The 23,834-nt window shown below is 52.6% G+C and carries 22 protein-coding genes and 1 tRNA gene; 13 read left to right on the top strand and 10 right to left on the bottom strand.

What is annotated here, in order from left to right:
- Nucleotides 1-163: 163 nt before the first annotated feature.
- The 3 genes from asnS to groL all read left to right on the top strand — a co-directional run bounded on the left by asnS (nucleotide 164) and on the right by groL (nucleotide 3,871).
- Nucleotides 164-1,555 carry an asparagine--tRNA ligase gene (gene asnS, locus VB712_RS12480; RefSeq protein WP_323255149.1) on the top strand — a complete coding sequence of 464 codons (1,392 nt, stop codon included), beginning with the start codon at nucleotides 164-166 and terminating at the stop codon, nucleotides 1,553-1,555.
- A gap of 257 nt (nucleotides 1,556-1,812) precedes the next feature.
- Entirely contained in the window at nucleotides 1,813-2,124 is a 312-nt protein-coding gene (groES, locus tag VB712_RS12485) for a co-chaperone GroES (protein WP_323255151.1), read from the top strand.
- Nucleotides 2,125-2,245: 121 nt separating this feature from the next.
- Nucleotides 2,246-3,871, top strand: a complete 1,626-nt coding sequence (groL, locus tag VB712_RS12490) for a chaperonin GroEL (RefSeq protein WP_323255153.1) — start codon at nucleotides 2,246-2,248, stop codon at nucleotides 3,869-3,871.
- Between the two features lie 81 nt (nucleotides 3,872-3,952).
- Here groL and VB712_RS12495 read toward each other — a convergent pair whose 3' ends face one another.
- From VB712_RS12495 to lepB, 4 genes are all read right to left on the bottom strand, one after another.
- On the bottom strand, nucleotides 3,953-4,522 hold the full coding sequence (locus tag VB712_RS12495) for a Uma2 family endonuclease (RefSeq protein WP_323255154.1): 570 nt from the start codon (nucleotides 4,520-4,522) through the stop codon (nucleotides 3,953-3,955).
- 94 nt (nucleotides 4,523-4,616) lie between these two features.
- Nucleotides 4,617-6,389, bottom strand: coding sequence for an asparagine synthetase B family protein (locus VB712_RS12500; protein WP_323255156.1), 1,773 nt, complete (start codon nucleotides 6,387-6,389; stop codon nucleotides 4,617-4,619).
- Nucleotides 6,386-7,189, bottom strand: a complete 804-nt coding sequence (locus tag VB712_RS12505; protein ID WP_323255158.1) for a potassium channel family protein — start codon at nucleotides 7,187-7,189, stop codon at nucleotides 6,386-6,388. Before VB712_RS12505 ends, VB712_RS12500 begins: the two co-directional genes overlap by 4 nt.
- Before the next feature lie 144 nt (nucleotides 7,190-7,333).
- Complete coding sequence (gene lepB / locus VB712_RS12510; RefSeq protein WP_323255160.1) at nucleotides 7,334-7,891, bottom strand: signal peptidase I; 558 nt, start codon at nucleotides 7,889-7,891, stop codon at nucleotides 7,334-7,336.
- Nucleotides 7,892-7,970: 79 nt separating this feature from the next.
- Here lepB and VB712_RS12515 point away from each other — a divergent pair, with 79 nt between their 5' ends.
- The 4 genes from VB712_RS12515 to VB712_RS12530 all read left to right on the top strand — a co-directional run bounded on the left by VB712_RS12515 (nucleotide 7,971) and on the right by VB712_RS12530 (nucleotide 10,949).
- The gene (locus tag VB712_RS12515; protein WP_323255162.1) at nucleotides 7,971-8,462 is read left to right on the top strand and encodes a GNAT family N-acetyltransferase; all 492 of its coding nucleotides are present in this window, start codon (nucleotides 7,971-7,973) and stop codon (nucleotides 8,460-8,462) included.
- A 207-nt stretch (nucleotides 8,463-8,669) separates the two neighbouring features.
- The gene (gene fabI / locus VB712_RS12520; RefSeq protein WP_323255164.1) at nucleotides 8,670-9,449 is read left to right on the top strand and encodes an enoyl-ACP reductase FabI; all 780 of its coding nucleotides are present in this window, start codon (nucleotides 8,670-8,672) and stop codon (nucleotides 9,447-9,449) included.
- Nucleotides 9,450-9,612: 163 nt separating this feature from the next.
- Complete coding sequence (hisB, locus tag VB712_RS12525) at nucleotides 9,613-10,245, top strand: imidazoleglycerol-phosphate dehydratase HisB (RefSeq protein ID WP_323255166.1); 633 nt, start codon at nucleotides 9,613-9,615, stop codon at nucleotides 10,243-10,245.
- 200 nt (nucleotides 10,246-10,445) lie between these two features.
- Entirely contained in the window at nucleotides 10,446-10,949 is a 504-nt protein-coding gene (locus VB712_RS12530; RefSeq protein WP_323255168.1) for a transcriptional repressor, read from the top strand.
- 200 nt (nucleotides 10,950-11,149) lie between these two features.
- On the opposite strand, the gene VB712_RS12535 is transcribed toward VB712_RS12530, so the two are convergent.
- The 3 genes from VB712_RS12535 to VB712_RS12545 form a co-directional block, all read right to left on the bottom strand.
- Nucleotides 11,150-11,650 (bottom strand): AAA family ATPase, encoded by a 501-nt coding sequence (locus VB712_RS12535; RefSeq protein ID WP_323255170.1) that lies wholly within the window; start codon nucleotides 11,648-11,650, stop codon nucleotides 11,150-11,152.
- Nucleotides 11,651-11,817: 167 nt separating this feature from the next.
- On the bottom strand, nucleotides 11,818-12,780 hold the full coding sequence (locus VB712_RS12540) for a S1C family serine protease (protein ID WP_323255171.1): 963 nt from the start codon (nucleotides 12,778-12,780) through the stop codon (nucleotides 11,818-11,820).
- 85 nt (nucleotides 12,781-12,865) lie between these two features.
- On the bottom strand, nucleotides 12,866-13,606 hold the full coding sequence (locus tag VB712_RS12545) for a pentapeptide repeat-containing protein (RefSeq protein WP_323255172.1): 741 nt from the start codon (nucleotides 13,604-13,606) through the stop codon (nucleotides 12,866-12,868).
- Between the two features lie 104 nt (nucleotides 13,607-13,710).
- Here VB712_RS12545 and VB712_RS12550 point away from each other — a divergent pair, with 104 nt between their 5' ends.
- From VB712_RS12550 to VB712_RS12570, 5 genes are all read left to right on the top strand, one after another.
- Nucleotides 13,711-14,643: a MoxR family ATPase gene (locus VB712_RS12550; RefSeq protein ID WP_323255174.1), complete on the top strand. Its 933-nt coding sequence runs from the start codon at nucleotides 13,711-13,713 to the stop codon at nucleotides 14,641-14,643.
- A gap of 96 nt (nucleotides 14,644-14,739) precedes the next feature.
- Nucleotides 14,740-14,813, top strand: a tRNA-Met gene (locus VB712_RS12555).
- Between the two features lie 328 nt (nucleotides 14,814-15,141).
- On the top strand, nucleotides 15,142-15,441 hold the full coding sequence (locus VB712_RS12560; protein WP_323255176.1) for a ferredoxin: 300 nt from the start codon (nucleotides 15,142-15,144) through the stop codon (nucleotides 15,439-15,441).
- Between the two features lie 140 nt (nucleotides 15,442-15,581).
- Nucleotides 15,582-16,814: a type IV pilus twitching motility protein PilT gene (locus VB712_RS12565; RefSeq protein ID WP_323255178.1), complete on the top strand. Its 1,233-nt coding sequence runs from the start codon at nucleotides 15,582-15,584 to the stop codon at nucleotides 16,812-16,814.
- 3 nt (nucleotides 16,815-16,817) lie between these two features.
- Entirely contained in the window at nucleotides 16,818-17,567 is a 750-nt protein-coding gene (locus VB712_RS12570; RefSeq protein ID WP_323255180.1) for a circadian clock KaiB family protein, read from the top strand.
- Here the strand turns inward: VB712_RS12570 and VB712_RS12575 are convergent.
- On the bottom strand, nucleotides 17,553-18,707 hold the full coding sequence (locus VB712_RS12575; RefSeq protein ID WP_323255182.1) for a radical SAM protein: 1,155 nt from the start codon (nucleotides 18,705-18,707) through the stop codon (nucleotides 17,553-17,555). The genes VB712_RS12570 and VB712_RS12575 overlap by 15 nt on opposite strands.
- 112 nt (nucleotides 18,708-18,819) lie before the next feature.
- Between VB712_RS12575 and VB712_RS12580 the strand changes: the two genes are divergently transcribed.
- Nucleotides 18,820-20,484 carry an AIPR family protein gene (locus VB712_RS12580; RefSeq protein WP_323255184.1) on the top strand — a complete coding sequence of 555 codons (1,665 nt, stop codon included), beginning with the start codon at nucleotides 18,820-18,822 and terminating at the stop codon, nucleotides 20,482-20,484.
- 177 nt (nucleotides 20,485-20,661) lie between these two features.
- Here the strand turns inward: VB712_RS12580 and VB712_RS12585 are convergent, their stop codons facing one another.
- Together VB712_RS12585 and VB712_RS12590 are read right to left on the bottom strand one after the other, a co-directional pair.
- The gene (locus VB712_RS12585; RefSeq protein WP_323255186.1) at nucleotides 20,662-21,336 is read right to left on the bottom strand and encodes a hypothetical protein; all 675 of its coding nucleotides are present in this window, start codon (nucleotides 21,334-21,336) and stop codon (nucleotides 20,662-20,664) included.
- An 82-nt stretch (nucleotides 21,337-21,418) separates the two neighbouring features.
- Nucleotides 21,419-23,089, bottom strand: a complete 1,671-nt coding sequence (locus VB712_RS12590) for an iron uptake porin (RefSeq protein ID WP_323255188.1) — start codon at nucleotides 23,087-23,089, stop codon at nucleotides 21,419-21,421.
- Nucleotides 23,090-23,834: the final 745 nt, after the last annotated feature.

The following is a 23,834-nucleotide window of genomic DNA, read 5'->3' on the forward strand; positions in this document are numbered from 1 at the left end:
CCAGTTCGCCCCCAGTTCGCCCCCCAGTTCGCCCCCAGTTCGCCCCCCAGTTCGCCCCCAGGCTAATCCAGACGATAACCAGATGGCGGATAACCTTGAGGAGAAAATTTGCAATAATAAGCCCTAACGCCTTGCCTTTCGTCCCCATTTCCCCCCAAAGTCCATGGAAAAACGCAGCATTATTGAAATCCTCCGCCACGGTCAGCCGGAACAAACCCTCCCGATTGAGGGGTGGGTGCGCACCAAACGAGAACTCAAAGGGTTTGCCTTTGTGGAGGTTAATGATGGTTCTGCCCTGGCGAATTTGCAGGTGGTGATTCCGGGGGAATTTCCCGACTATGGGGAACTGTTGAAGGCGATCGCCATCGGTGCATCGGTAGCCGTCAGTGGTTCCCTCCAAGCCTCCCAGGGGAAAGGCCAACGGTTGGAACTGATCCCCACCCGCTTCGAGGTGATCGGCTCCTCCGACCCGGAAACCTACCCCTTGCAGAAAAAAAGGCATACCTTTGAGTTTTTGCGAGACATTGGCCATTTGCGATCGCGCACCAACACCCTCGGCGCTGTCTTCCGGGTGCGTAATGCCTGCGCCTGGGCCATCCATCAATTCTTTCAATCTCGCGGCTTCCTCTGGGTGCATACCCCGATCATTACCACCAATGATTGTGAAGGGGCGGGGGAACTGTTCCGGGTAACAAATCTCGATTTAGCCCATCTGCCCCAAACCCCAGCGGGGGGCGTAGATTTTAGTCAGGACTTTTTTGGCAAACCCGCCTACCTCACCGTCAGCGGTCAGTTAGAAGCGGAAGTGATGGCTCTGGCCTTCAGTCAGGTTTACACCTTTGGCCCCACATTCCGAGCGGAAAACTCCAACACCTCCCGCCACTTGGCGGAATTTTGGATGGTGGAGCCGGAAATGGCGTTTTGTGACTTGATCGGCAATATGGATCTTGCGGAAGATTTCCTACAGTTTGTGTTTAATCATGTTTTAGAACATTGCTCTGAAGATTTGGAATTTTTCAACCAGCGCATTGATAACACGGTACTGGCAACAGCAGAAAATATTGTCAATCATGAGTTTGCCCGGATCACCTATACGGCAGCAATTGGTTTGTTGGAGAAGAGCGATCGCTCCTTTAACTATCCCGTGGCTTGGGGGTTAGATTTGCAATCGGAACATGAACGATATTTAGCAGAAGAATTGTTTAAAAAGCCGGTGATTGTCACTGATTATCCGGCGGAAATTAAAGCCTTTTATATGCGCCTCAGCGATGACGGCAAAACCGTGGCGGCTATGGATATTCTCGCGCCCAAAATCGGCGAAATCATCGGCGGCTCCCAACGGGAAGAAAGGCTCGATCTCTTGGATCAACGGATCGCCGCTGCTCAAATGCCTTTAGAGGATCTGTGGTGGTATCGGGATCTACGCCGCTATGGAACGGTTCCCCATGCCGGTTTTGGTTTGGGGTTTGAGCGGTTGGTGCAGTTCATGACGGGGATGGGGAATATTCGCGATGTGATTCCCTTTCCGCGCACGCCGTTGACTGCTGAGTTTTAGGGTTTTGCGGCCCTCACCCTAAATCCCTCTCCCAGGTCGGGAGAGGGACTTTGAATCTGGCTCCCCTTCTCCCAATTTTGGGAGAAGGGGCTGGGGGATGAGGGCATTCCCCCCGCCTGAGTACGGTAAACCCTACTTGGTCACGAGTTGCCAGGAGATCCCTCGGTTGGGTAAATTAGCACTCGGAAGGTGAGAGTGCTAAAGGCAATCACTCCAACCCACGCCACATTTATATTTCCAATTCTTGGAGGATCTTCATGGCTGCTTTAACCATCAATGTTTCAACCGTTAACCCCTTAGGCGATCGCGTTTTCGTCAAAGTTAGCCCCGGCGCAGAGCAAACCACTGGCGGCATCTACCTCCCTGACACCGCGAAGGAAAAACCCCAAGTGGGCGAAGTTGCGGCAGTTGGCCCCGGCAAGCTAGATAAAGACGGCAACCGCATCCCCGTGGAAGTGAAAGTCGGGGACAGCGTGCTTTACTCCAAATATGCCGGTACCGATATCAAACTCAACGGCGAAGAATATGTGCTGTTGTCTGAAAAAGACATCCTCGCTTCCGTCGCCTAAATTTCCGTTGGAGTCAAGCCTTTGCCTGTTCACCACTGGATGAGTCCAACAGGCAGCTTGCCCAAAAAATAAACCTCAATTTCAATCATCTCAACACTCGTTTTTTGGAAGGATCTCAAGTATGGCTAAGAGCATTATTTACAACGAAGAAGCCCGCCGCGCTCTCGAAAAAGGGATCGATTTACTGGCAGAAGCGGTAGCCGTCACCCTTGGCCCCAAAGGTCGTAACGTCGTTCTTGAAAAGAAATTTGGCGCACCCCAAATTGTCAACGATGGTGTCACCATTGCCAAAGAAATTGAATTGGAAGACCACATCGAAAACACGGGTGTTGCTCTGATTCGTCAAGCGGCTTCTAAAACCAACGATGTAGCTGGGGATGGCACCACCACCGCTACGGTTCTGGCCCACGCCATGGTTAAAGAAGGGCTGCGCAACGTTGCTGCCGGTGCGAACCCCATCGCCCTGAAACGGGGTGTGGATCGCGCTACGGAATTTCTCGTTGGCCGCATTAAAGAGCACGCTCGCGAAATTTCTGATACGAAGGCGATCGCCCAAGTGGGAACCATTTCCGCCGGGAACGATGAAGAAGTGGGCAACATGATCGCCAAAGCCATGGAAAAAGTCGGCAAAGAGGGGGTCATTTCCCTTGAAGAAGGCAAGTCCATGGTGACGGAACTGGAAATCACCGAAGGGATGCGCTTTGACAAAGGCTACATCTCCCCCTACTTCGTCACCGACACTGAGCGGATGGAAGCGGTGTTAGAAGACCCCTATATTCTGATCACCGATAAAAAAATTACGTTGGTGCAGGATTTAGTTCCCGTCCTCGAACAGGTGGCCCGCTCCGGCAAACCGTTACTGATCATCGCTGAAGATATTGAAAAAGAAGCCCTGGCTACCTTGGTGGTGAACCGCCTGCGGGGGATCTTGAATGTGGCTGCGGTTAAATCCCCTGGGTTTGGCGATCGCCGTAAGCAAATCCTCGAAGACATCGCCGTCCTGACCGGCGGCACGATGATCACCGAAGATGCTGGCCTCAAACTGGATGCCACCAAGCTGGATATGCTCGGCAACGCCCGTCGCGTCACGATCACGAAAGAAAGCACAACCCTCGTCGCTGATGGCAACGAGCAAGCCGTCAAAACCCGCTGCGATCAAATCCGCCGTCAAATGGAAGAAACCGAATCTTCCTACGACAAGGAAAAACTCCAAGAGCGGTTAGCCAAACTCTCCGGTGGTGTGGCCGTGGTGAAAGTGGGTGCAGCGACGGAAACGGAAATGAAAGACCGTAAGCTCCGCCTCGAAGATGCCATCAACGCCACGAAAGCGGCTGTGGAAGAAGGCATCGTCCCTGGTGGTGGTACGACGTTGGCGCACCTTGCTCCCCAGTTGGAAGAATGGGCCAGCAAAACCCTGGTTAATGAAGAGTTGACTGGTGCTTTGTTGGTGGCTCGCGCCCTCCTCGCTCCCCTGAAACGGATTGCCGAAAATGCCGGTCAAAACGGTGCGGTGATTGCTGAACGGGTGAAGGAAAAAGACTTCAACGTCGGCTACAACGCTGCGACCAATGAGTTTGCAGATATGTTTGAAGCCGGTGTGGTTGACCCTGCTAAAGTGACCCGCAGCGCGTTGCAAAATGCCGCTTCCATTGCGGGCATGGTGCTGACCACTGAGTGCATTGTGGTGGACAAACCCGAAAAAGAAAAAGCTTCCGCAGGCCCCGGCGGCGGTGACTTCGACTACTAAACCCTAGGGTTTAACCGCTTCCCCCATTCCGGGGGAAGCCACCAAATCCCCCCACGCGGGGGATTTTTTCGTTTAAGCGGATCATGGGGTCAAAACCTCGTCATAAATTTCTGCTATGGTTAAGGTTAAACCTACTGAATTTAAGACTAAAAGATCATCGGCTTCTAAGATTTCCAGCGACCAATTGCCGCCCGTATCTAGTCGGTAAATTTCCACTTTCATTGCTGATTGGGAAACAAGAATATATTCCTGTAAACTGGACAGGGTTTGATAGTTGAGCCATTTTTCCCGCCGATCTAAACTTTCGGTGGAGGGAGAAAGCACTTCCACAATCAAACAAGGAAAACGTTTATAAAATTTTTCGGTATCTTGCGGATCGCAAGTCACCATCACATCGGGATAATAAAAAAGATCGGCGGCACGTTGGGCAATGGCTATATTGACCTTCATATCGGCGATGAAGGTTTTACAACCGCTGCCCCGGAGGTGAGACTTTAAGAAACTGGCAATATTGAGGGCGATGCGATTATGCTCTTCACTACCGCCAGACATGGCAAAGATTTGACCGCCTAAATATTCATGGCGGATCGGACTGCTTTTTTCGCCTTCAAGATAGTCGGCGATCGCCATAAAAGCGGTTGAAGGTTTCATGATTTTTAGAATTTAATCACGCTATGGGGAGGGCGAAAAGTTTTTCGCCCCTACGGGGAGGGCGAAAGATTTTTCGCCCCTACGGTTTGGCGTTCTATTTTGTGGGCAACCATTGGGCTAAATGTACCGCTCGCAATAAGGGCCAAACTTCGCCAATCCCCACGGGTTGAGCGGGAATTGCTTGCTGAAATTGAGCGAGATCAAGATAGTTGCTCATCGCCCCTTCCCCCACTATATCCCAGGGGTTTAGACCCCGTTGCAACCAAACGAGAATGGGATGGCCAGCTAGGGGGGTTTTGGGGCGTTCAGTGATGGTCGGGGGGATTTGGGGATAGCGTTGGCGTAGGGTAGCCCGGATTAGGGTTTTATCGACAAACCAAGGTAGGGGGGGGACAGCAAGGAGGAAATCCAGCAAGCGCAGATCGAGAAACGGAAAGGGAATTTCTAAGGGGAAACCGTGATAACCGGGATCGCTGGTTTCAAAGTTGAGCCGCCACAGGGGTTGCAGTAGACTGCGATAGGCCCGGTGGCGGTAGGGATGAATGACGGGATCGGGCTGCTGGCGGATTGACTGCCATCGCTCTCGCGCCCCCACCCTTGCCGCAAAATCCGGGGCTAACCAATGGGGATAACCCGCCCAGGGATCAGGGGGCGATCTGCGTAATTTAGCCCGTAACCCCGTTCCCCAATGGGGCCGGAGTTTGTGGGTAAACAAACAAGCCCAAAGATCGCCAAAAACTTGATGCCAAGGCATCCCCCGCAACATTTCCCCCACCGTCGAAAGCCGCAGCCCTTCATCCCCCCCCTGACCATAGAGGAGGACGCGGCTCTGTTGGGCGATTAGCCCATATTGCATTGCGGTGAATTGGGGGGTGGGATCAAGGCTGGGTTCTGGGCTAGCGGGTTTGTGGGAAAAGGGGATCGCATCATCAGCCCAAAGGGTTTGGAGGGGAATTTGTAGCGCTTGGGCGGTTTGGTGGCTGTATTGGGGTTCGGTATCGGGGATCAGGGTTTGATAGCCGATGGTATAGGCTTGGAGCGGGCCGGGATGGAGGTCTTGGGCCATTGCCGCCAATATCCCCGAATCCAGCCCCCCACTGAGCAAAATTGCAGCGGGTTGATCAGGGGGAAGGCGATCGCCTACTGCCGTTTTTAAATGGTCGTGAAATGCCTCTAAATACTGTTGCGGATCGCGATAACGCAGGGCTTCGGGAACGGGTAACGTCCAATAGCGGCGGGTTGTGAGCGCCTCCGGTGTGATCCGCAAAAGATGCCCCCCCGGTACAGATTGAATATCCTGAAATGTCGTCCTGTGGGGGTTGTGGTTGAAATCGAAAAGGAGAAAATCAGCGATCGCCTCTTCATTCACTTGCTCCGATACCGCCGGATGGGTTCGCAATGGCGCAATGGCGGTACTCACCACCACCAACGGCCCCAACTGGGCATAATACAAAGGCTTCACCCCCAACTGATCCCGCCCACAAAATAACCGCTGTTGTCGCCCATCCCAAATCGCAAAGGCAAAATCCCCCTGAAGGTGTGTTAAACAAGCCTCGCCCCAAGCGAGATAGGCCCTGAGCAACAATTCCGGCTCTGTCACCCTTGAGCCACAACCTAAATTCCGCCGCAATTGCGCCGCCCCATCCAGCCGCACCGAACTGGTGAGATACACTTCACCATCTAACGTGAGGGGTTGGGGGCATTCGGGGCGGATGGCCAGCAGGGTATGGCCCAAGGCCAAATTTTCAGCCTGCCAAAGGGTCTGAGCATCGGGGCCTGAAGGGGTGAGGGTTTGCAGGATCGCCTGTAAAACTTGGGGATCACCCCGTTGGCCCTCCCGATGCCAGAGGGCAAACCAACCGCTCATGGTTGCGAAAGGGAAGCAGACTCAGGAGAATTTTGATCTACACCCCGCTCACGAATCCGTTCCTTAATGGCCAATTCTTGCTCTTGGCGTTTGTGGGCAATCACCCAAGAAAGGATCGTCGAAATCACCACCAAACTCACAAACATGGCGGTAAAAATCTCCCCCACTGTTGCCAAGCGGGCCAGGAAAGAATCGGCATGAATATCGCCATAGCCAACGGTGGAGAAGGTGACGAGGGAAAAATAGAGGGCATAGAGGCCCGGTGTTAACCCGCTAAAGTTAGTGAGATCAAAACGTGCCAATTCGCCATAGAGATTAGCAAAGCCAAAAATGATCGTCAGTAAACCGGCGGCGAGGAGAATGAGAACGGGGATAAATTGGTTCAGGGAAGGGATGAATTGATATTCCCGTAGGAGGTGATCCTCATACCGCCATTGCACCTCTTGATCCGTGCCTGCCCCTTGGATGAGTTCCACCATTAAGAGGATCATCAGGGTTAAGCCGCTGGCAATGACGGCGATCGCCACTGTGAACCGCAGGGGGAAAAATGCTGTAGGCCAAAGGGTGAAGAAACTATTGGCGATCGCATAGCTCAACCCCAAACCCACAACCCCCGTCATCCATTGCCGCGCCCGAATCATCCCCCCAAACCGGGGATAACTTTTAATGTCCACCAATTCTAAATTTTGGCCTTTGGGATCCAGTTGGATAGCAATGGCTTGGGCGATATTGCTCCGCAAGGCTCGCGCCAACGCCTCCACAAGGGCATCATGACCATCGGTTTGGATCGGGTCGCTCATGGGAGGAGATCCCCCCTGCCCCCCTTAAAAATGGGGGTAAGGAATATAACCCTCTGGTGAAGGGGGTCAGCGTAGCCGGGGGGATCGTGAGCCTCGCAACGAAGTGGGTTAACCGTGCAATCTTGGGACATATTGGGAAGGGGATTAGATATCAGTACCGATGCGGTTGAAGGGGAAGAAGCGCACAGCGGCGCGACCAATAATATTATCCTTGGGAACCGCTCCCCACACATGGGAATCACAGGAGGCATTACGGTTATCCCCTAAAACAAGATAGGTATCGGGGGCAACGGTGACGGGGCCGTAGGTATAGCCGGGAGGGGCTTGGGTGTAATTTTCCACAATGGGATCACCATTGATATAAACTTTACCCTCCTTTACTTCTACGGTTTCATTGGGCAAGCCAATAATCCGTTTAATGTAGGCATCGCGGATCGGGAGGGTTTGGGGCCGGAGGGGATCGCACTTCGTCGCGGTATCGGGGGGGTAGAAGACGATGATTTCGCCCCGTTGGGGAGGGTTGAAGCGGTAGGAGATTTTTTCAATCATGAGGCGATCGCCCACTTCCAATGTGGGCAACATCGATTCTGAGGGAATGTAGCGGGCTTCAGCAATGAAGGTCCGGATCACCAGGGAAAAGAATAGACTTAACCCAATCACACTGGCACTTTCGACCCAAAAATTGGTTGGTTTTTTCGACATTGAGGTTTAGCTTGGGAACGGTTGCCCGTTTGAAATTTTGCTCTATGCCCCTATTCTGCCAAATTTCTGGAGTTTCTTGATGATTCGCCTTGCTACCCCAGCGGATTTAGCCGCCATTGTCGCCATTTATAACGAATCCATCCCCAGCCGTCAGGCCACAGCGGATCTCGAACCGATTACCGTTGAGAGCCGCCTTGGTTGGTTGGCGGCCCATACGCCGGAAAAATATCCCCTTTGGGTGATGGTGCGGGGCGATCGCCCCATCGCCTGGCTCAGTTTCCAAGCCTTCTATGGCCGGCCCGCCTATGGCGCAACCGCAGAAGTGAGCCTCTATGTGGCCAATTCCCATCAGCGGCAGGGTTTCGGCCGGGAATTGCTGGAGTATGGTTTAGCCCAGGCTCCCGTTGTGGGGATCACGACCCTGTTAGGCTTCATCTTTGCCCACAACGCCCCCAGCTTGGCCCTGTTTGCCCAATACCAGTTTCAGGAATGGGGGTATTTGCCCCGCGTTGCCCGTTTGGATGGCCGGGATGCGGATTTGGTGATTTTAGGACGGAGGTTGGGGGGTTAGGCGATCGCCCTAGCACAGCGTGGCGGAAATCACCCGACCATGCCGACAAGGCAAAACCTTAGCCCAAGAGAGATTCCCCTTTCTGCCTTCATCCTTCTGCCTTCATCCTTCTGCCTTAAGGCACTAACCTCCCCAGGGGCGATCGCGTCCCCCAAGTTTGATACGCTAGAAAGTCAGCATTTAAATATTCCCTTTTGCAAACCCACTATGCTCCTAGACTTAACCGGCAAAAAAGCCCTCGTCACTGGCATCGCCAATAACCGCTCCATTGCCTGGGGCATCGCCCAACAACTCCACGCAGCGGGGGCTGAAATTGGCGTGACCTATTTGCCCGACGAGGCCGGTAAGTTTGAGAAAAAAGTCCGCACCCTCGTTGAACCCCTCAACCCGACGCTGTTTCTCCCCTGCAATGTCCAGGATGATGCCCAAATTGCGACGACGTTTGAGGAAGTGAAAGCCCAATGGGGCAATTTTGACATCCTGATCCACTGCCTGGCCTTTGCCAACCGCGATGATCTCACCGGGGAATTCGTCAACACTTCCCGTGATGGCTTTAAAATGGCGTTGGAAATTAGTAGTTATTCCCTAACGGTGTTGGCTCAGGCGGCGCGGCCTTTGTTGAATGCAGGGGGGGCGATCGTCACCCTCACCTATTTAGGGGGGGTGAAGGTGATCCCCAATTACAATGTGATGGGGGTGGCAAAAGCGGCGTTAGAAATGAGTGTGCGCTATTTGGCGGCGGAGTTGGGGCCGCAAAATATCCGCGTTAATGCCATTTCTGCTGGCCCAATTCGTACCCTCGCTTCTTCCGCTGTTGGGGGTATTTTGGACATGATCCACCATGTGGAGGCGATCGCTCCCCTGCGCCGGACGGTGACACAAACGGAAGTGGGCAATGCGGCGGCGTTCCTCTGTAGTGATCTGGCCAGTGGTGTTACGGGGCAGATTCTCTATGTGGATTCTGGTTATGAGATCATGGGGATGTAGGTTCTTGGCAGGATTGGGGATTTCCCTTCGTTTTGAGGCTGCGATCCCCCCGGCTACGCCGGCCCCCTTAAAAAGGGGGCTAACTCCGGAACCCCCCTTTTTAAGGGGGGCAGGGGGGATCCTCCCGCCCTAAAATTTCTCACTTTAAGTTCAATAAATTGCTATGCAACTGAGCGATCGCCCCTCCACCCCCTCCACCACAACCCCCGCCCGCACCGCCACCGTCCAACGCACCACGGGGGAAACGGACGTAACCGTTAGCCTTGACCTCGATGGCACGGGGCAATGCCGCAGTAAAACCGGCGTGCCTTTTTTAGATCACATGATCCATCAAATTAGCTCCCATGGTTTGGTGGATTTGGATATTCATGCCCATGGGGATTGGGAAATTGATGATCACCATACCAATGAGGATGTGGGGATTACGTTGGGGATGGCGTTAGCGAAGGCATTAGGCGATCGCAAGGGCATTCACCGTTTTGGCCATTTCATCGCCCCCCTGGATGAGGCTTTGGTGGAGGTGGTGATGGATTTTTCCGGCCGGCCCCATTTGAGTTATGGCTTAGACATTCCCACGCAACGGGTAGGCAACTATGATACACAACTGGTGCGGGAATTTTTCGTGGCGATCGTCAACCATAGCCAATTAACCCTCCATATTCGCCAATTGGACGGGATCAATTCCCACCACATTATTGAGGCCACGTTTAAAGCCTTTGCCCGTGCGTTACGGATGGCGGTGGCGATCGATCCCCGTCGCGCTCAGGAGATCCCCAGTTCTAAAGGCGTGCTTTAAGGTTGGCCGTTCGTACCACAGGCAAATCAGGGCGAAAAATTTTTGTGCCTCCGGCAGCCTTACGCCAACGCCCCTACAGCCCTCCCCATTCCCCATTCCCCATTCCCCCACAAGATAATCATTCTCAATTAGCTCAAAATGTTGCAACTCAGGGATCTAACCCCTTATCATTGTCAATAAGTTGAATTTTCTGAGAATCGATGATTCCTTACACTGCCAACACCCTCAAGGCCGAACTCAATTCACGGGGCTGGCGACTGACTCCCCAGCGGGAAAAAATTCTCCATGTGTTCCAAAATCTGCCCCGTGGCGATCATCTGAGTGCTGAGGAACTTCAGCACGCTCTCGAAGAGCGGGGCGAACCCATTAGCCTCTCGACGATTTACCGGAGCGTGAAGTTAATGGCGCGGATGGGAATTTTGCGGGAGTTGGAGTTAGCCGAAGGTCATAAACATTACGAATTGCACCGGCCCCATCCCCACCACCATCACCATATGGTTTGTGTGCAGTGCAATAAAACGGTGGAATTTAATAATGATTCGATTCTGAAGCAAAGTTTGCGTCAGGTGGAAAAAGAGGGGTTTCAATTGATTGATTGCCAATTGACAGTGACGACGATCTGCCCAGAGGCGCTACGCATGGGTTGGCCCTCTGGTTTGCCGAGTAATTGGGCCTGTACAAGGGTGATTTCTGAAGATCGGTAGGGGCGAAAGGGGAGGGCGAAAAATTTTTATGCCTCCGGCAGGCTTACGCCAACGCCCCTACGGTGGGATTCTCTCCCTTGTGACTTGGCTCTGCCAAGTAATGCCCCCGGAGGCTCTGCCTCCAACGGGCGGCAGAGCCGCCAAAGCCCGCACCATGGCAGAGCCATGGTACGAGATCAAAAGATTAGGAGATCAAGCGATCAAAGGATTGCTAATTTTTCCCGCACCGTTTTCGGGTTGACTTCTTGGGGTTGAATCGGGATCAAGCTATGCCAACCCTCGCTAACGGTGGGGGGATGGGTGATCAGGACATTGGCCATGGCTTCGATGATGGCGGGGGGAACGATGCGATCGCGCTGCTGATTCCGTTCTAAACAAAGCTCCAAGGGCGTATCCAATTGCCAGGCGATCCATTGTTGTTGCAGGGGGGCCATCAAGGCTAACCAATCTAAACGATTGGCCTGGCGGGCATTGGTGGCATCATAGATCACCGTCTGCCCTTGAGCCACAGCGGTATAGATTTCATCGCGCATGGCGGCTTCAATTTCTGGCCAAGCCCCCTGAATTTGCGGATCGCCATAGAGTTGGCCCCGGATGCGATCGCTCGACACAATCCAAGGCTGAGGCACAACCGTCGCCAAAACTTGTGCAAAGGTGGTTTTACCGCTTCCCGGCGGCCCGATTAACAGATGATGTGGCATGACAAGCCCGGATTCCCAAAGGAGCGAAGTTGATCCTAGCTCAATCCCGATGATTACGCCATCGATAACCTCACCCTTAAAGGGATGTAGGGGCGTTGGCGTAAGCCTGCCGGAGGCATAACAATTTTTCGCCCCTACGCAGATTAACAATACAACTGGATTCCCGATTAAAAGCGCACTTGGAAGTTCGCCAGTTGGCGGCCACGGGCAATGGTAAACAGGGCCGCGTCGGGGTTGCTATGGAGAAAGAGGAGGAGATCCTCCACAGAACGGAGTCGCTGGCGGTTAATGGCCACGAGGCGATCGCCCGGCCTTAACCCCATCCGCGCCGCTAAAGAACCCCGCTCCACGCCTTGGATCATCAAATCCGGGGTCATGGATACGCCGAGGCGAATGCCGTTGCCTTGGGGTCGGGCAGCTTGGGGCTGAGGGGGGGCAGGGGTATCTTGGCGGGAGGCGGTAGCGGTGGCAATTTGCTCGCTACTACGGTTAATCAAGGCTTCAACGACGGCAATATTCGTGGCAAAGCCAATGCCCACATTGCCCTGGTTGGGGGTGATGATCGCTTTATTCACACCGATCAGTTCGCCGTTGGAATTGAGCAAGGGGCCGCCGGAGTTGCCGGGGTTGATCGCTGCATCGGTTTGTAAATCGCCATTGGGGGCAATGCGGCTTAAAATCCCGGTGGTGAGGGTTCCCGACAGGCCAAAGGGGCTACCAATGGCATAAACCTCTTGCCCCACCCGCACCGAATCGGGGCGGGCGGAGGGAATTGTGGGGAATTGGCGACGGCTGAGGATCTGCACCAGAGCTAAATCATTAGCGCGATCAAGGGCAATTACTTGGCCCTGATGGCGATCGCCCGCCGCCGTAATCACCACCACCCGACCCCGTGGCGCAGATTCCACCACATGATGATTCGTCAGCACCAAACCCGTAGCGCGGATAATACTGCCGGAACCATTGCCCCGGCCCGTGTCGATGGTGACGACCGCAGGACTAGTCTGTTCATAAAGACGGATGCGGGTTTCTTCTTGAGGCCTCAGGGCCAAGGCCGGCAGGGGAACGAGGGGAGCAGTGGCAACAAATGCCGAGAGCAGAAGGGGAAACCAATATTTCGATTTCAGCATTGCCCAAAACCATAGAAGAGCGCGAACTTTAACCTTAATGTTAGATCAGACTAACCGCATTCATGAACAGTTCCTTCCCACTTCCCTAAGCACATTGCCGACCATCGGGCAAAATCGCCCCGCTCAAATTCGCCCCCGTGAGCTTGACCATCCAGCGATCGCCTTTCCCCACTTGGGCATTGCGTAAATTCGCGCCGCTCAAATCCGCGCCGCTGAAGTCAGCCCCGATTAAATTGGCCCCTTCTAGATTGGCATTGCGGAGGTTAGCCTGTAACAGGTTGGCCCGAAAGAGATCCGCTTGGCGTAAATTGGCATTTTCCAGATTAATCCCATGGAGAAAACCATCCCGGAGGTTCGCCCCCATCAGGTTTGCGCCCCGCAGGTTTTGCCCTGAGAGATCCCGCTCTTGGAGGTTTTTGCCCCGTAGATCGGCCCCTTCCAAATCCGGGGAGGAGGGACGACGGTAGGAGCGTTGGGGTTCAGGGCTGCGGGGGGGTTGGTGATAGGCGCGGTAGGCTTCTGGGGGCCTTTGGCCAGAGGCGCGGGGCGATTCTGAAGGCCGGGTTGATGAATAGGTTTGGGTTGTGGGTTGTGGAGACGTAGGGGGACGGACAGCTTGGGGCGATCGCTGTCGTAACATATCGCGGGCGTGGTTAATGTCCTTGAGGCGGGCGGCGGCTTTTTCTTGCAAACGGGGGTTATCCTGGGGAAGGCGATCAGGATGCCAGATAAAGGCTAAATCTTTATAGGCCTGGTTAATATCCTCCAGGGACGCACCCGGTTCAAGACCTAACACTTGATAGTAATGATCAAAAGAATGGGTCATCAGTTCAAGGCCAGCGATATTAATCATTTAGCATAGTGCGATCGCCCCTAACCTTGCCAGAATCTTTAAGAAAATAGCGGAATTTCCCCCAAACGTCCCCACCCATGGCCATCTCCCCCAAAGCCTTCGCCGCCTTCAAAGCCCGCCTTGCCCGTACTGTGGTGGGCCAAAACCAGACGATTAACGCGCTGCTGGTGGCCCTCTTAACGGGGGGTCATGTGATCTTAGAGGGGGTTCCTGGTACGGCTAAAACCCTGTTGGTGAAACAAATCGCCCTCGGACTGCAAGCCCAATTTCGCCGCGTCCAACTCACCCCCGATGTCCTCCCCGCCGATATCCTCGGCACACATATTTTCGACCTCAATAGCCGCACGTTCACACTCAAACAGGGGCCAATTTTTACAGAAATTCTCCTCGCTGATGAAATTAACCGCACTCCCCCCAAAACCCAAGCGGCTCTTTTAGAAGCAATGGAGGAGCGACAAGTCACCCTTGATGGGGAAACCTTGGCCCTTTCGCCCCTGTTTTGGGTGATTGCCACCCAGAACCCCCTAGAGTTTGAGGGAACCTATCCCTTGCCGGAGGCGCAGTTAGATCGGTTCCTCTTTAAGGTGGTGGTTAATTATCCGGCGGTGGAGGCTGAAAAACAAATGTTGCTGAATTTGGGAACGGCTCCCCATGATCACGAGCCGCCCCTATTAGATGTGGCGATGATTTTGGCGGCCCAGCAGGCGGCCCGGGGGGTGAAGGTGGCGGATGCGGTGGTGGATTATCTCTTGGCGTTGGTGGGGCGATCGCGCCAAACCCGCGATCTCGCCTTGGGTGCTTCCCCCCGTGCTGCCGTGGCCTGGTTTCGGGCCAGCCAAGCCTATGCTTGGTTAGGGGGGCGGGATTTTGTCACCCCCGATGATGTCAAGGCGATCGCCCCCGACCTCCTCCGCCATCGCCTCATCCTCTCCCCCGATGCCCTCCTCGATGGCGTAACCGTAGACACCGTGATTCAAGGGCTACTCAACGCCGTCCCCGTCCCTCGCTAGGACATCAAGAATTTGCCCAACTCAAAAATTTTTTGCAGCCAACCTTTGCCAATTTCGGCAATTTTATGCTACGGTTATAAACCGTGACACAAATAAGGCTCAGTAGCTCAGTTGGTTAGAGCAGGGGACTCATAAGCCCAAGGTCGGCAGTTCAAATCTGCCTTGAGCCATTTCAACATCAATCATTCCTAAACGCCCACCAGGTCGGGGCGAAAAGTTGGGGCGAAAGATTGGGGCGAAAGATTGGGGCGAAAGATTGGGGCGAAAGATTTTTCGCCCCGACGGGCTTTGAGGTGATCTAGAATACGATGGGGGAAAGTATCTGCTTAAGCAACATAACCATTGTTTATGTTACAGAAACTTAAGACTTTCATTACTAATGCGCCACCGTTGGGCTGAGGTTTTCCCGTAGTATCAGACTAGAGAAACCGAACTCAGTCGATTTCCATCAGACTGAGGGAAGTCCAGGCTGCTATCCACATAGAGAGGAGTTCTACAATGGCAACCTATAAAGTTACCCTGATCAGTGAAGCCGAAGGCATCAACACCACCATTGATGTTGCCGATGATGAGTACATTCTCGATGCAGCAGAAGAGCAAGGCATTGACCTGCCCTACTCCTGCCGCGCTGGGGCTTGCTCCACCTGTGCCGGTAAAATCACTGCGGGTACGGTTGATCAATCGGATCAATCCTTCTTGGATGATGATCAAATCGAAGCCGGTTATGTGCTGACCTGTGTGGCCTATCCCACCTCGGACTGCACGATCCAAACCCACCAAGAAGAATCACTCTACTAGAGTTTTCCCCTGGGATTGATCGCAAAAAAGGAGCATGATCAATGCTCCTTTTTTGCCGTGGGCGAGAATCAACCACCTCGCTCAATTGCCTTTAAGATGGGGAGAGAGCAAAATCTCCTCCTCATTGTAGCGGTTGAACTATGACACAATCCCCACAACGTCCCCCGGCTCCTCCCCGTCGTGCACCGGCCCCTCCTCCAGGACGACGGCCCCCCGCTGCACCGGGCGGTGATGTCACCCAACATCTACCCGCCGACCGCCGCGCAGCACCTCGCCCCCCCGCTGCTGCCCCCGCTGAACAGCGTTCCCCAGGCCAGCCCAGTTGCCAAGACATTATTGATTTAGCCAACAAAGAAGGGTATTCGGATATCCACCTCGGGGTGGGAGAAGAGCCAAGGGTGCGCGATCGCGGCGAAATGATGAAACTCGAGTTTCCCGTTACCGATGCACCAACCTTCTGGAGTTGGATGCGGGAAATCTGTACGGAGCAGGAGATTCAACAGTTTAAAGATACAAAAGAACTCGATACCGCCAAACAATACGACTTTGCGCGGGTACGGATCAATGTCTTTGACTCCCTCACCGGGCCGGCGATCGTCATGCGGTTGATCCCCCTCAAGATTCTCACCATGGAGCAACTGCGCTTGCCGCCTGTGTTCCGCGATATTTCCGATTCCCATAAGGGGTTAGTGTTGGTGACGGGGCCGACGGGTTCGGGGAAATCCACCACGATGGCGGCAATGATTGACTACATCAACAAAGAGCACGCCAAGCACATCATCACCATTGAAGACCCAGTGGAATTCGTCCATACCAGTAAAAAAGCCCTGATCAAACACCGGGAAGTGGGAACCCACACCCTCCTGTTTGACAACGCCCTCAAGGCGGCGCTGCGGGAAGATCCCGATCTGATTCTGGTGGGGGAAATGCGGGACAAAGGCACGGTGAACACCGCCCTCAAAGCAGCGCAAACGGGTCACTTGGTGATGGGAACGCTCCACACGAACAGCGCGGTCAAAACCATTGAACGGATTTTGAACCTCTACACCGCCGAGGAACAGCACGCGATGCGGATCGCCTTGTCAGAATCCCTCGTGGCGATTATTGCCCAAGGGCTATGCCGCACGACTGACGGTAAACGGGCTGCTTACCATGACATTTTGATCAACACTGAGACGATGAAGGAGTATATCGGGAAGGGCCAGTATGAGGAGATGCATGAGTTAATGATTCAAAGTGAGTTTGATGGCATGGTGACGATGAACCAAGCCCTCTATGAACTCTACGAAGAAGGCCGGATTACGGAAGAAACTGCGTTGGAAAAATCCCCCACCCCCAACGAAATGGCCCAAATGCTGCGGGGTCGGGTTTAAGGTGTGGCCAATTCAGGCTTGAGTAGTATTCCGGAACAGTTTAAAGGGATTGCCCTGTTCACGCCGGCGGGTGATGTGATTTATGCCATTGATGCCAATAAACAGCGTCGATGGCATAGTGATCTCTGTGTGGCGCTCCAAGAGCTATTGGGGTTGACGGAGCCGCCCCATTTTCTTGTGCCTTTTTATACAGCGACCATTGATCGCTGGTGGGATGCCCATACGCAACAGTTGCGGGTGGTGGCGGAGCTACACCCTTTGGTTCAAAAGTATCAAGCGCTGCTGAATGTGATTTTCCAAATGCCCGATGTGGTGTGGCAATTGATGCCCTGGCAGGCGGATGCGCCGGAATTGCAAATGATTGAAACCTACCGCGATCACTTCCCGGCTTTATGGGAGGAACAAAATTTAATTGTGGCCTATGAACAATGGCAAAATCGCGGCCAAGATTTAGTGCTTTTGGGGGATGCTCCTACACCTGCCGTGGTGCATAACTATGTGTTGCGGTTATTTGTCTCGGGGGACAATACGCTAACGGAACGGACATTGCAACAACTCCATGAACTGTTGGAGGTGAGTTTACCGGGGCCTTACAGTCTCAAGGTTATTGATATCTATAAGCACCCAGAAATGGCAGAGCAGGATCACATTACCGCCATTCCCACGTTAATCCGTGTTTCTCCTACGCCTAAGCGTCGCATTGTCGGCGAGTTCACCGATCCGCAGCGGTTTATTGAGTTATTGGTGGGTTAGATCTTCCCTCCAGTTTTGGTGCTCCACCGTGGGCGAGACGGATTTCACCTTACAGCCTCCCCATTTGGCCTGGCAAAACTCCGGCGTGGTGGTGAGGCGTTCCCAAACGCGCCAAAGGGGTTCGGTGGTGATGTTGCCAAAGCTGCGGGCGTTGAAATCGCAGGACATCACATCGCCATAGGGGGACAGGTAAAAATAACTTGTGCCACAGGAACAGCCGACGCTGCGATGGCTGGTGAAATAGGCAAAAAACACGACACCGGGATAGGTTGAATCCTGATTATAGGGTTTGGCGGCTTGGATCATTTCCTCTACCCAATCGGGATTATTGCGGAGATCTTCCCGGTCTTTGTAGCGGCCACTGGGGAGGGCATCAAAGACCAGCACCTCATGCACCCCTAAGCGTTTGCCCAATTCCACCATGGCGGCTAGTTCCCCCTTGGCGTGCCTTTCTGGGGTCATGGTGGTGGAAATGCCGACGGAAAAGCCGAGGGATTTGGCCCGCTTTAGGCCCGCCAAGGCGCGGTCAAATAATCCTGAGGTTTTGCGGAAAGCATCATGGGATGCTGGATCGGGGCCATCAAGGCTGACATAGATGCTATCAAGGCCAGCGGCGCGGAGGGCGGGGGCGCGTTCTTGTAAGAGCCAACCGTTGGTAAAGAGTACCGTTGTGGAGCGTTGGCGATCGACGGAACGAATTAAATCCGGCAGATCGGGCCGCTGCAAAGGTTCCCCCCCCACGAAGTTAATCACGGAAACTCCTAATTCTTGGGCTTGGGCGATCGCATCCCGCCCCTGCTCCAGCGTGAGGACGGCCCGCCCTGGTTCATCCACCGCTTCAAAAAAGCTGCAATGCTCGCAGGCGGCGTTACAAGTGGCATTGACGGCAAAGCTCATCAAGTTGGGGAGGTTTTTGTTTTGGATCGTGCGGTAGAGGGCGCGGGCCAGGAAGTTGGCGGCGGGGGGGCTGAATACGGCGGGGGTAGAAAGGGAATAGACGGGGTAGCCTTGGCGAAAGTGAATGATTTTGCTGTGGTTGAGATAGATCTGATAAAGGATCGTGGTGAAGTCTACGCCGTAGTTGAGGCTACGGGTGAGGAGGAACCATTTAAGGCGGAGGCGGAGGCGGAGGTTGAACATGGGAAGTGGGAAGTGGGAGGTGGCCATTGTTGGCTATTTTAAATGGTATGAGAAAATTATCGCTATAGTTAGGATCAGATCAGCTATCTAGAATAGGCTCAGTAGATGAACCATGAATATTAACGCATCGATTATCGACCAACGGTTAATAGCAGTTGTTAATGATATTCGTCAAAGGGCTTCTGATGAGTTGCGGATTAGAGATGAAAGTAGGCTGAAGTCTCTGGCTTTTGTTTATCTCTGTGTTCAAACGATCCTGGATTTAGATGGCGATGAGGCTTTTGATTGTTTAACGGAAGGTGGTGGTGATTTTGGTGTGGATGCTATGCATATTTCTCAAGAATATGATGGTGAATTTACGGTTAATGTATTTCAGGCAAAGTACAAGAATAATCTAGAAGGAAACTCGAATTTTCCTGAGGAAGGGATAGACAGTTTAATCAATGCCGTCCAATATTTGTTTAATCCCGCAGCTAAATTAGAGCACATTAATCAAAGATTGCTGGTTAAGGTGGAAGAAGCGCGTAGTTTGATCCGAGATGGCTATATTCCCCAAGTTCGGGCATTAGCTTGTAACAATGGGCTGAAATGGAATGTATCTGCTCAAGAAGCGATTGAGCGCACCGGGTTTGGTGATCAGGTGACGTGGGAACATATTAATCATGAGGGTTTGGTTAAAATTCTGCAAGCGTCTAAGCCGGTAAAAGATACGTTGCAGCTTAAGGGCAAGGCGATTGTTGAAGATATGGAGTTTAGCCGGGTGTTGGTGGGTAGGATTGCTGTCACTGAAATTGCTGCACTAATAGAGCGTCATGGAGAACGGTTATTAGAGCGAAATATTCGTCGTTATTTGGGTTTGCAAGGAAATCGGGTCAATGAAGGGATTCGTCACACGTTAAGGAGCGATGAAAAAAATAATTTTTACTTTTACAATAATGGGATCACTCTGACCTGTGACAGTTTTTCCTACAATGGATTGCAAGATGGCGATTATCGGGTGCGTGTTGAGAATTTACAAGTGATTAACGGTGGTCAAACCTGTATGACGATCTTTAAGACTTTACGAGAGTCTGATTTGCTGGATCAAAATACCCAAGCTTTTGTTTTGCTGCGACTTTATCAATTGCCTCGTGAAAATGAAAATCTGGTACAAAGGATTACCTATGCGACCAATAGCCAAAATCCAGTAGATCTCAAGGATTTACGCGCTAATGATGAGCGTCAACAAAGGTTAGAAATGGATATTCAGCAATTGGGCTTTAATTATCGGCGTAAGCGTTCTGAGATGAGCAATCGGCCGACTGATATTAGTTCAGGGGTGGCGGCTGAGGCTGTTTTATCGGTTTGGAGAAGGAAACCGCATCAAGCTAAGTTTTTTTCTCGTGAACATTTTGGGAAGTTGTACGATTCAATTTTTACTGAGCAATTAAGCGGAGCGCAGGTTATTATCGCGGTTCAGCTTTACAGAATTGCCGAAAATCGCCGCAAGCGGCCGGAGCCGAATGATCCGGATTTTGTGCGCTATGGTTCATGTTTTATGGCGATGCAGATGGGACGTAGGCTTTTGGCTACTATGCAGGTTGAGATCGATGAGATTAGCCATCAAAATTTCCGATTAGCCCAGCAGCTTATTGATCAAGATGGTGAAGATTATTTTAAGGGTGCAGTGGAAGATATTCAGCGGGCAATTGCGGATCTTTATGGGAAAAAATCGGTTTCTTTACAGCAACTTTCTGCGACTTTTCGACGGGGTGATTTGATCAGTAAACTGCATTGAAATTCTTCCAGTGGGGCGGGGCGAAAATTTTTTCGCCCCTCTATCAAGTGTGCTATTTGATTGATCGGATTTTGATGAGATTGACCTAGGGGGCAGGATCAAAAAAATCCTCCTGGGAAAAGTTCCTGGAGGATGTTTAAATTCAAGGGGGACGCGGAACGGTGCGTCGGTGGGGGGTTATTGGTAGAGGCCGGGAGTCCAGGCGGGGATGATGCGGGTGTGCATTCCGTTGGGACGGAGGGATTGTTGTTGTGCCGCTTGGAAAATGGCCTCGGCTTGCCCCTTGCCGGTCTGCAAAGAGATGGGGTCGGGGATGTTGAAGTTTTGGGTGCTTGCCGTTAAGGTGGGAGTGACGGGAGCCTGAGCGGCAGGAGCTGGAGCAGCGGGAGCTGGAAAGGGATCGAAGCGGAACTGACCCACACTGAAATCTGGAGTATTTAAGGCTGGAGGCGTTCCTGTAAACGAATCAGTATTATTAAAACTACCGCCAGTAATAGTAATTGGCGTGAGAGAAGATGCAATACCGATAATGATAGGGAGATTCGAGAAAACCACAGGGCCACTGGGAGAAAAACCTGTTCCTGAAACCGTAAATCCAACCAGAGATTGCCCTCCGAAGCAAGCGCTAGGACATCCAGTTCCGGTTCCACCCCGGAAAACCGGCGAGGTGAAGATTGCAGTTCCTTGAGCAGTTGTGATTTGGATTGAAGTCAGGTTGGTGATGTTGGTTCCACCAATCGTCGTTCCGCCGGTGATCGCAATACTGTTTTGAGCCTGTGCCGTTTGGGGGAGGGCGATCATCGCTAAACCCGCCGCAAATCCGAGCAGTGTGGTTGTGAGTTTGGTTGTCATCATTAAAGCCAATCTCCTGATGAGAAAGTGTTAGTTTTAGGTTTCGAGAAATCGGGGGAGCCACCCACTCCCCCAAGCTTGATTAGAACGAAAACGTCGTGCGGAGCGCACCGATCGTAATCGTTTCATTGTTGTTGTGATGGCCGGGATTAAAGAGCATCACCACCCCAGGGGTAATCGTGATATTGTCCGTCACCGCCCAACGATAAAAGGCTTCGAGGTGGAGCGTCCGACCGTCGCGGTCTGCATTCGTCGTCCCCCCATTGCCCGTAAAGAAACTGGGAATATTGCCATCAAGACGACCATTGGCCACCAAATTCGTCCCCGTGATCCGGGGCGGTTGCCCAAAGAAGATCCCGCCATAATTCCCCTCCGCAAACAGATCCGGGAACTGCAACGACAGCATCCAATTATTCGTCTGCACCGAACCTCCGCCAAGATTCACCTGGCGCGAAGTCGTCCAACCCATCCAGCCGCCCAAGGTGATGTCATCGTTGATCATCCAATTCGCTGTTGCACCGATGGCATCGGTATTCAGACGAGTGCCGTTCGTTGCGGCAACTTGGTCATCACCCACCCCCGTTTGTAAAAAGCCACTACTCAAGCCAGAATAGGAATTGAGATAGTAGAGCGCGAGATCCGTGTTGCGAGTCGGCGTGATTGCAACCTGTAAACCCGCTGTATAGGCATCATTAAACAGGCCAGCCGTGGGGAGATTGGCAAAAGTCGCCGAATAAACCCCCTGCACACTCAGGATCGGCGTTGCCTGCCAATCAAAACCCAACCCCGCACTGCCGGCCCCCAACTGAATAATCGGGTTCCGTTGGGCAAAGCGAGAAATCGGCCCAAACCCTGCACTTTCCACCCGTGACGGCCCCCGGAACACCGCCACCGGGTTCACCCCCGCCGTCCCGACGATCAACGCGAGGTTATCCGTCACCAAATGCCGAAAACTCAAATCACTGAGGATCAGTCCATTATTCGTGTTGGACTCATAACCCAAACGGGTAACGCCATTATTGAAGCCAAAGAACGTCGTCGTGTCGTTCGTCGTTAAATTCCCCGCCTGTAACCCCGTGATCAAAAAACTCCGGGGGTTAAATTCCGTCAGGAAAGTTAACTGGGCGTTATACCCAAAACTCATGTTGTTGTAGGTGTCCTGACTTTCGCGCACCCCGTCCCGACCGAGCAAACCATTGGCTCCGAGGTAGTCCGAACGACTCCCTAAACGGCCTTGCAGACCAAAGACGGCCTGACCAAAAAGCTTGGTGGTGGTGGAAAACTGATTGTCTTCGAGGAATTCCACCCGGCCTGTGAGGTTATCAACCCGTTGGCCTAAATTGGCGAGTTCGATTTCAAACTCATTCATTAACTGTTGCAGAATTTCTAGATCTGCGGCGGTTGCGGAGTTTGCTGCCGTCTCTGCCACCAAACGCTCCATCGCTTGCAGACAGGCATTTAAACCCGCCGCAAATTCATAGCGGGAGAGGGCGCGATTCCCCCGAAATGTTCCGTCCGGATAACCCCGGAGACAGTCATAACGGGCCACCAAATCACTCAAAGCACTGTAGGCCCAATCCCCCGGATTCACATCCCGAAACTGGGAAACGTTGTTAATTTGGGACATGGGAGCCGCAGGCTCCAAGTCAACCCGCATCAGGGGTTGGGGGGCTTCGGCTGCAACTTCATTGATTAATTGCGGCAAATGGGGGGGGTACACTTGTTCTTGTGCTTGCACAGGGATCGCAATCATTGAACCCAGGGCAACAGCACTCATCCAGCACAGATCAAAATTGGAGCCAATCACCATGTCACTCAATCACTTTCTAAGGGAAATTACCGAGAATACTAGCAGCAAAAGATTGCAAATAACAGTAGTCAAATGTACTTAAATAAAATTTTTGACATGATGATTGAATGGGTAAGATGAGAGGGTTTAACTCCCCATAGAAAATATTCCCACTGGCATCCTACAAGGTAATCCTGTGGTTGTAGAATTGATAGGCTCGATAGGTGGGCAATGCTCACCCTACAATTTTTCGGTTTTTCGATTAAGTGCGAGTTTATCAAGATGCTGGTATTTTAGCCTGCTTTGAGGACTATCTTCATCAAATCTTTACTGAGTAATAGATCAGGCTTTATGGCTGCTTTAATTATTCCTTTAATAACTCAAAAATTTCATGGACATATAACGCTTTAATGTTCAAGATCTCAAGGTTCTCCCAGGGAGGGAGACGAGCGACAGAGCGACTCAGAAAGCGCGTCATGGCAGGGCCATAACACGAGAGTATTTTTCTTTTTTGGGATGAAATTATCTTGATCTGCTAGTCGTCAATGGTGCGTCAGGCATAAACCAATCGTTAACATGATGACTGATCCTGTCTGACGCACCCTACGATTCTTCACCCTTTTTAAGGGGGGGCAGAGGGGGATCCCCCTCTGCCCCAGTCGGCATGATCCCCCCGGCTGCGCCGACCCCCTTAATAAGGGGGTTTAAA

Source organism: Spirulina sp. CCNP1310, from assembly GCF_034932185.1.
Classification (GTDB): Bacteria; Cyanobacteriota; Cyanobacteriia; order Cyanobacteriales; family Spirulinaceae; genus Spirulina.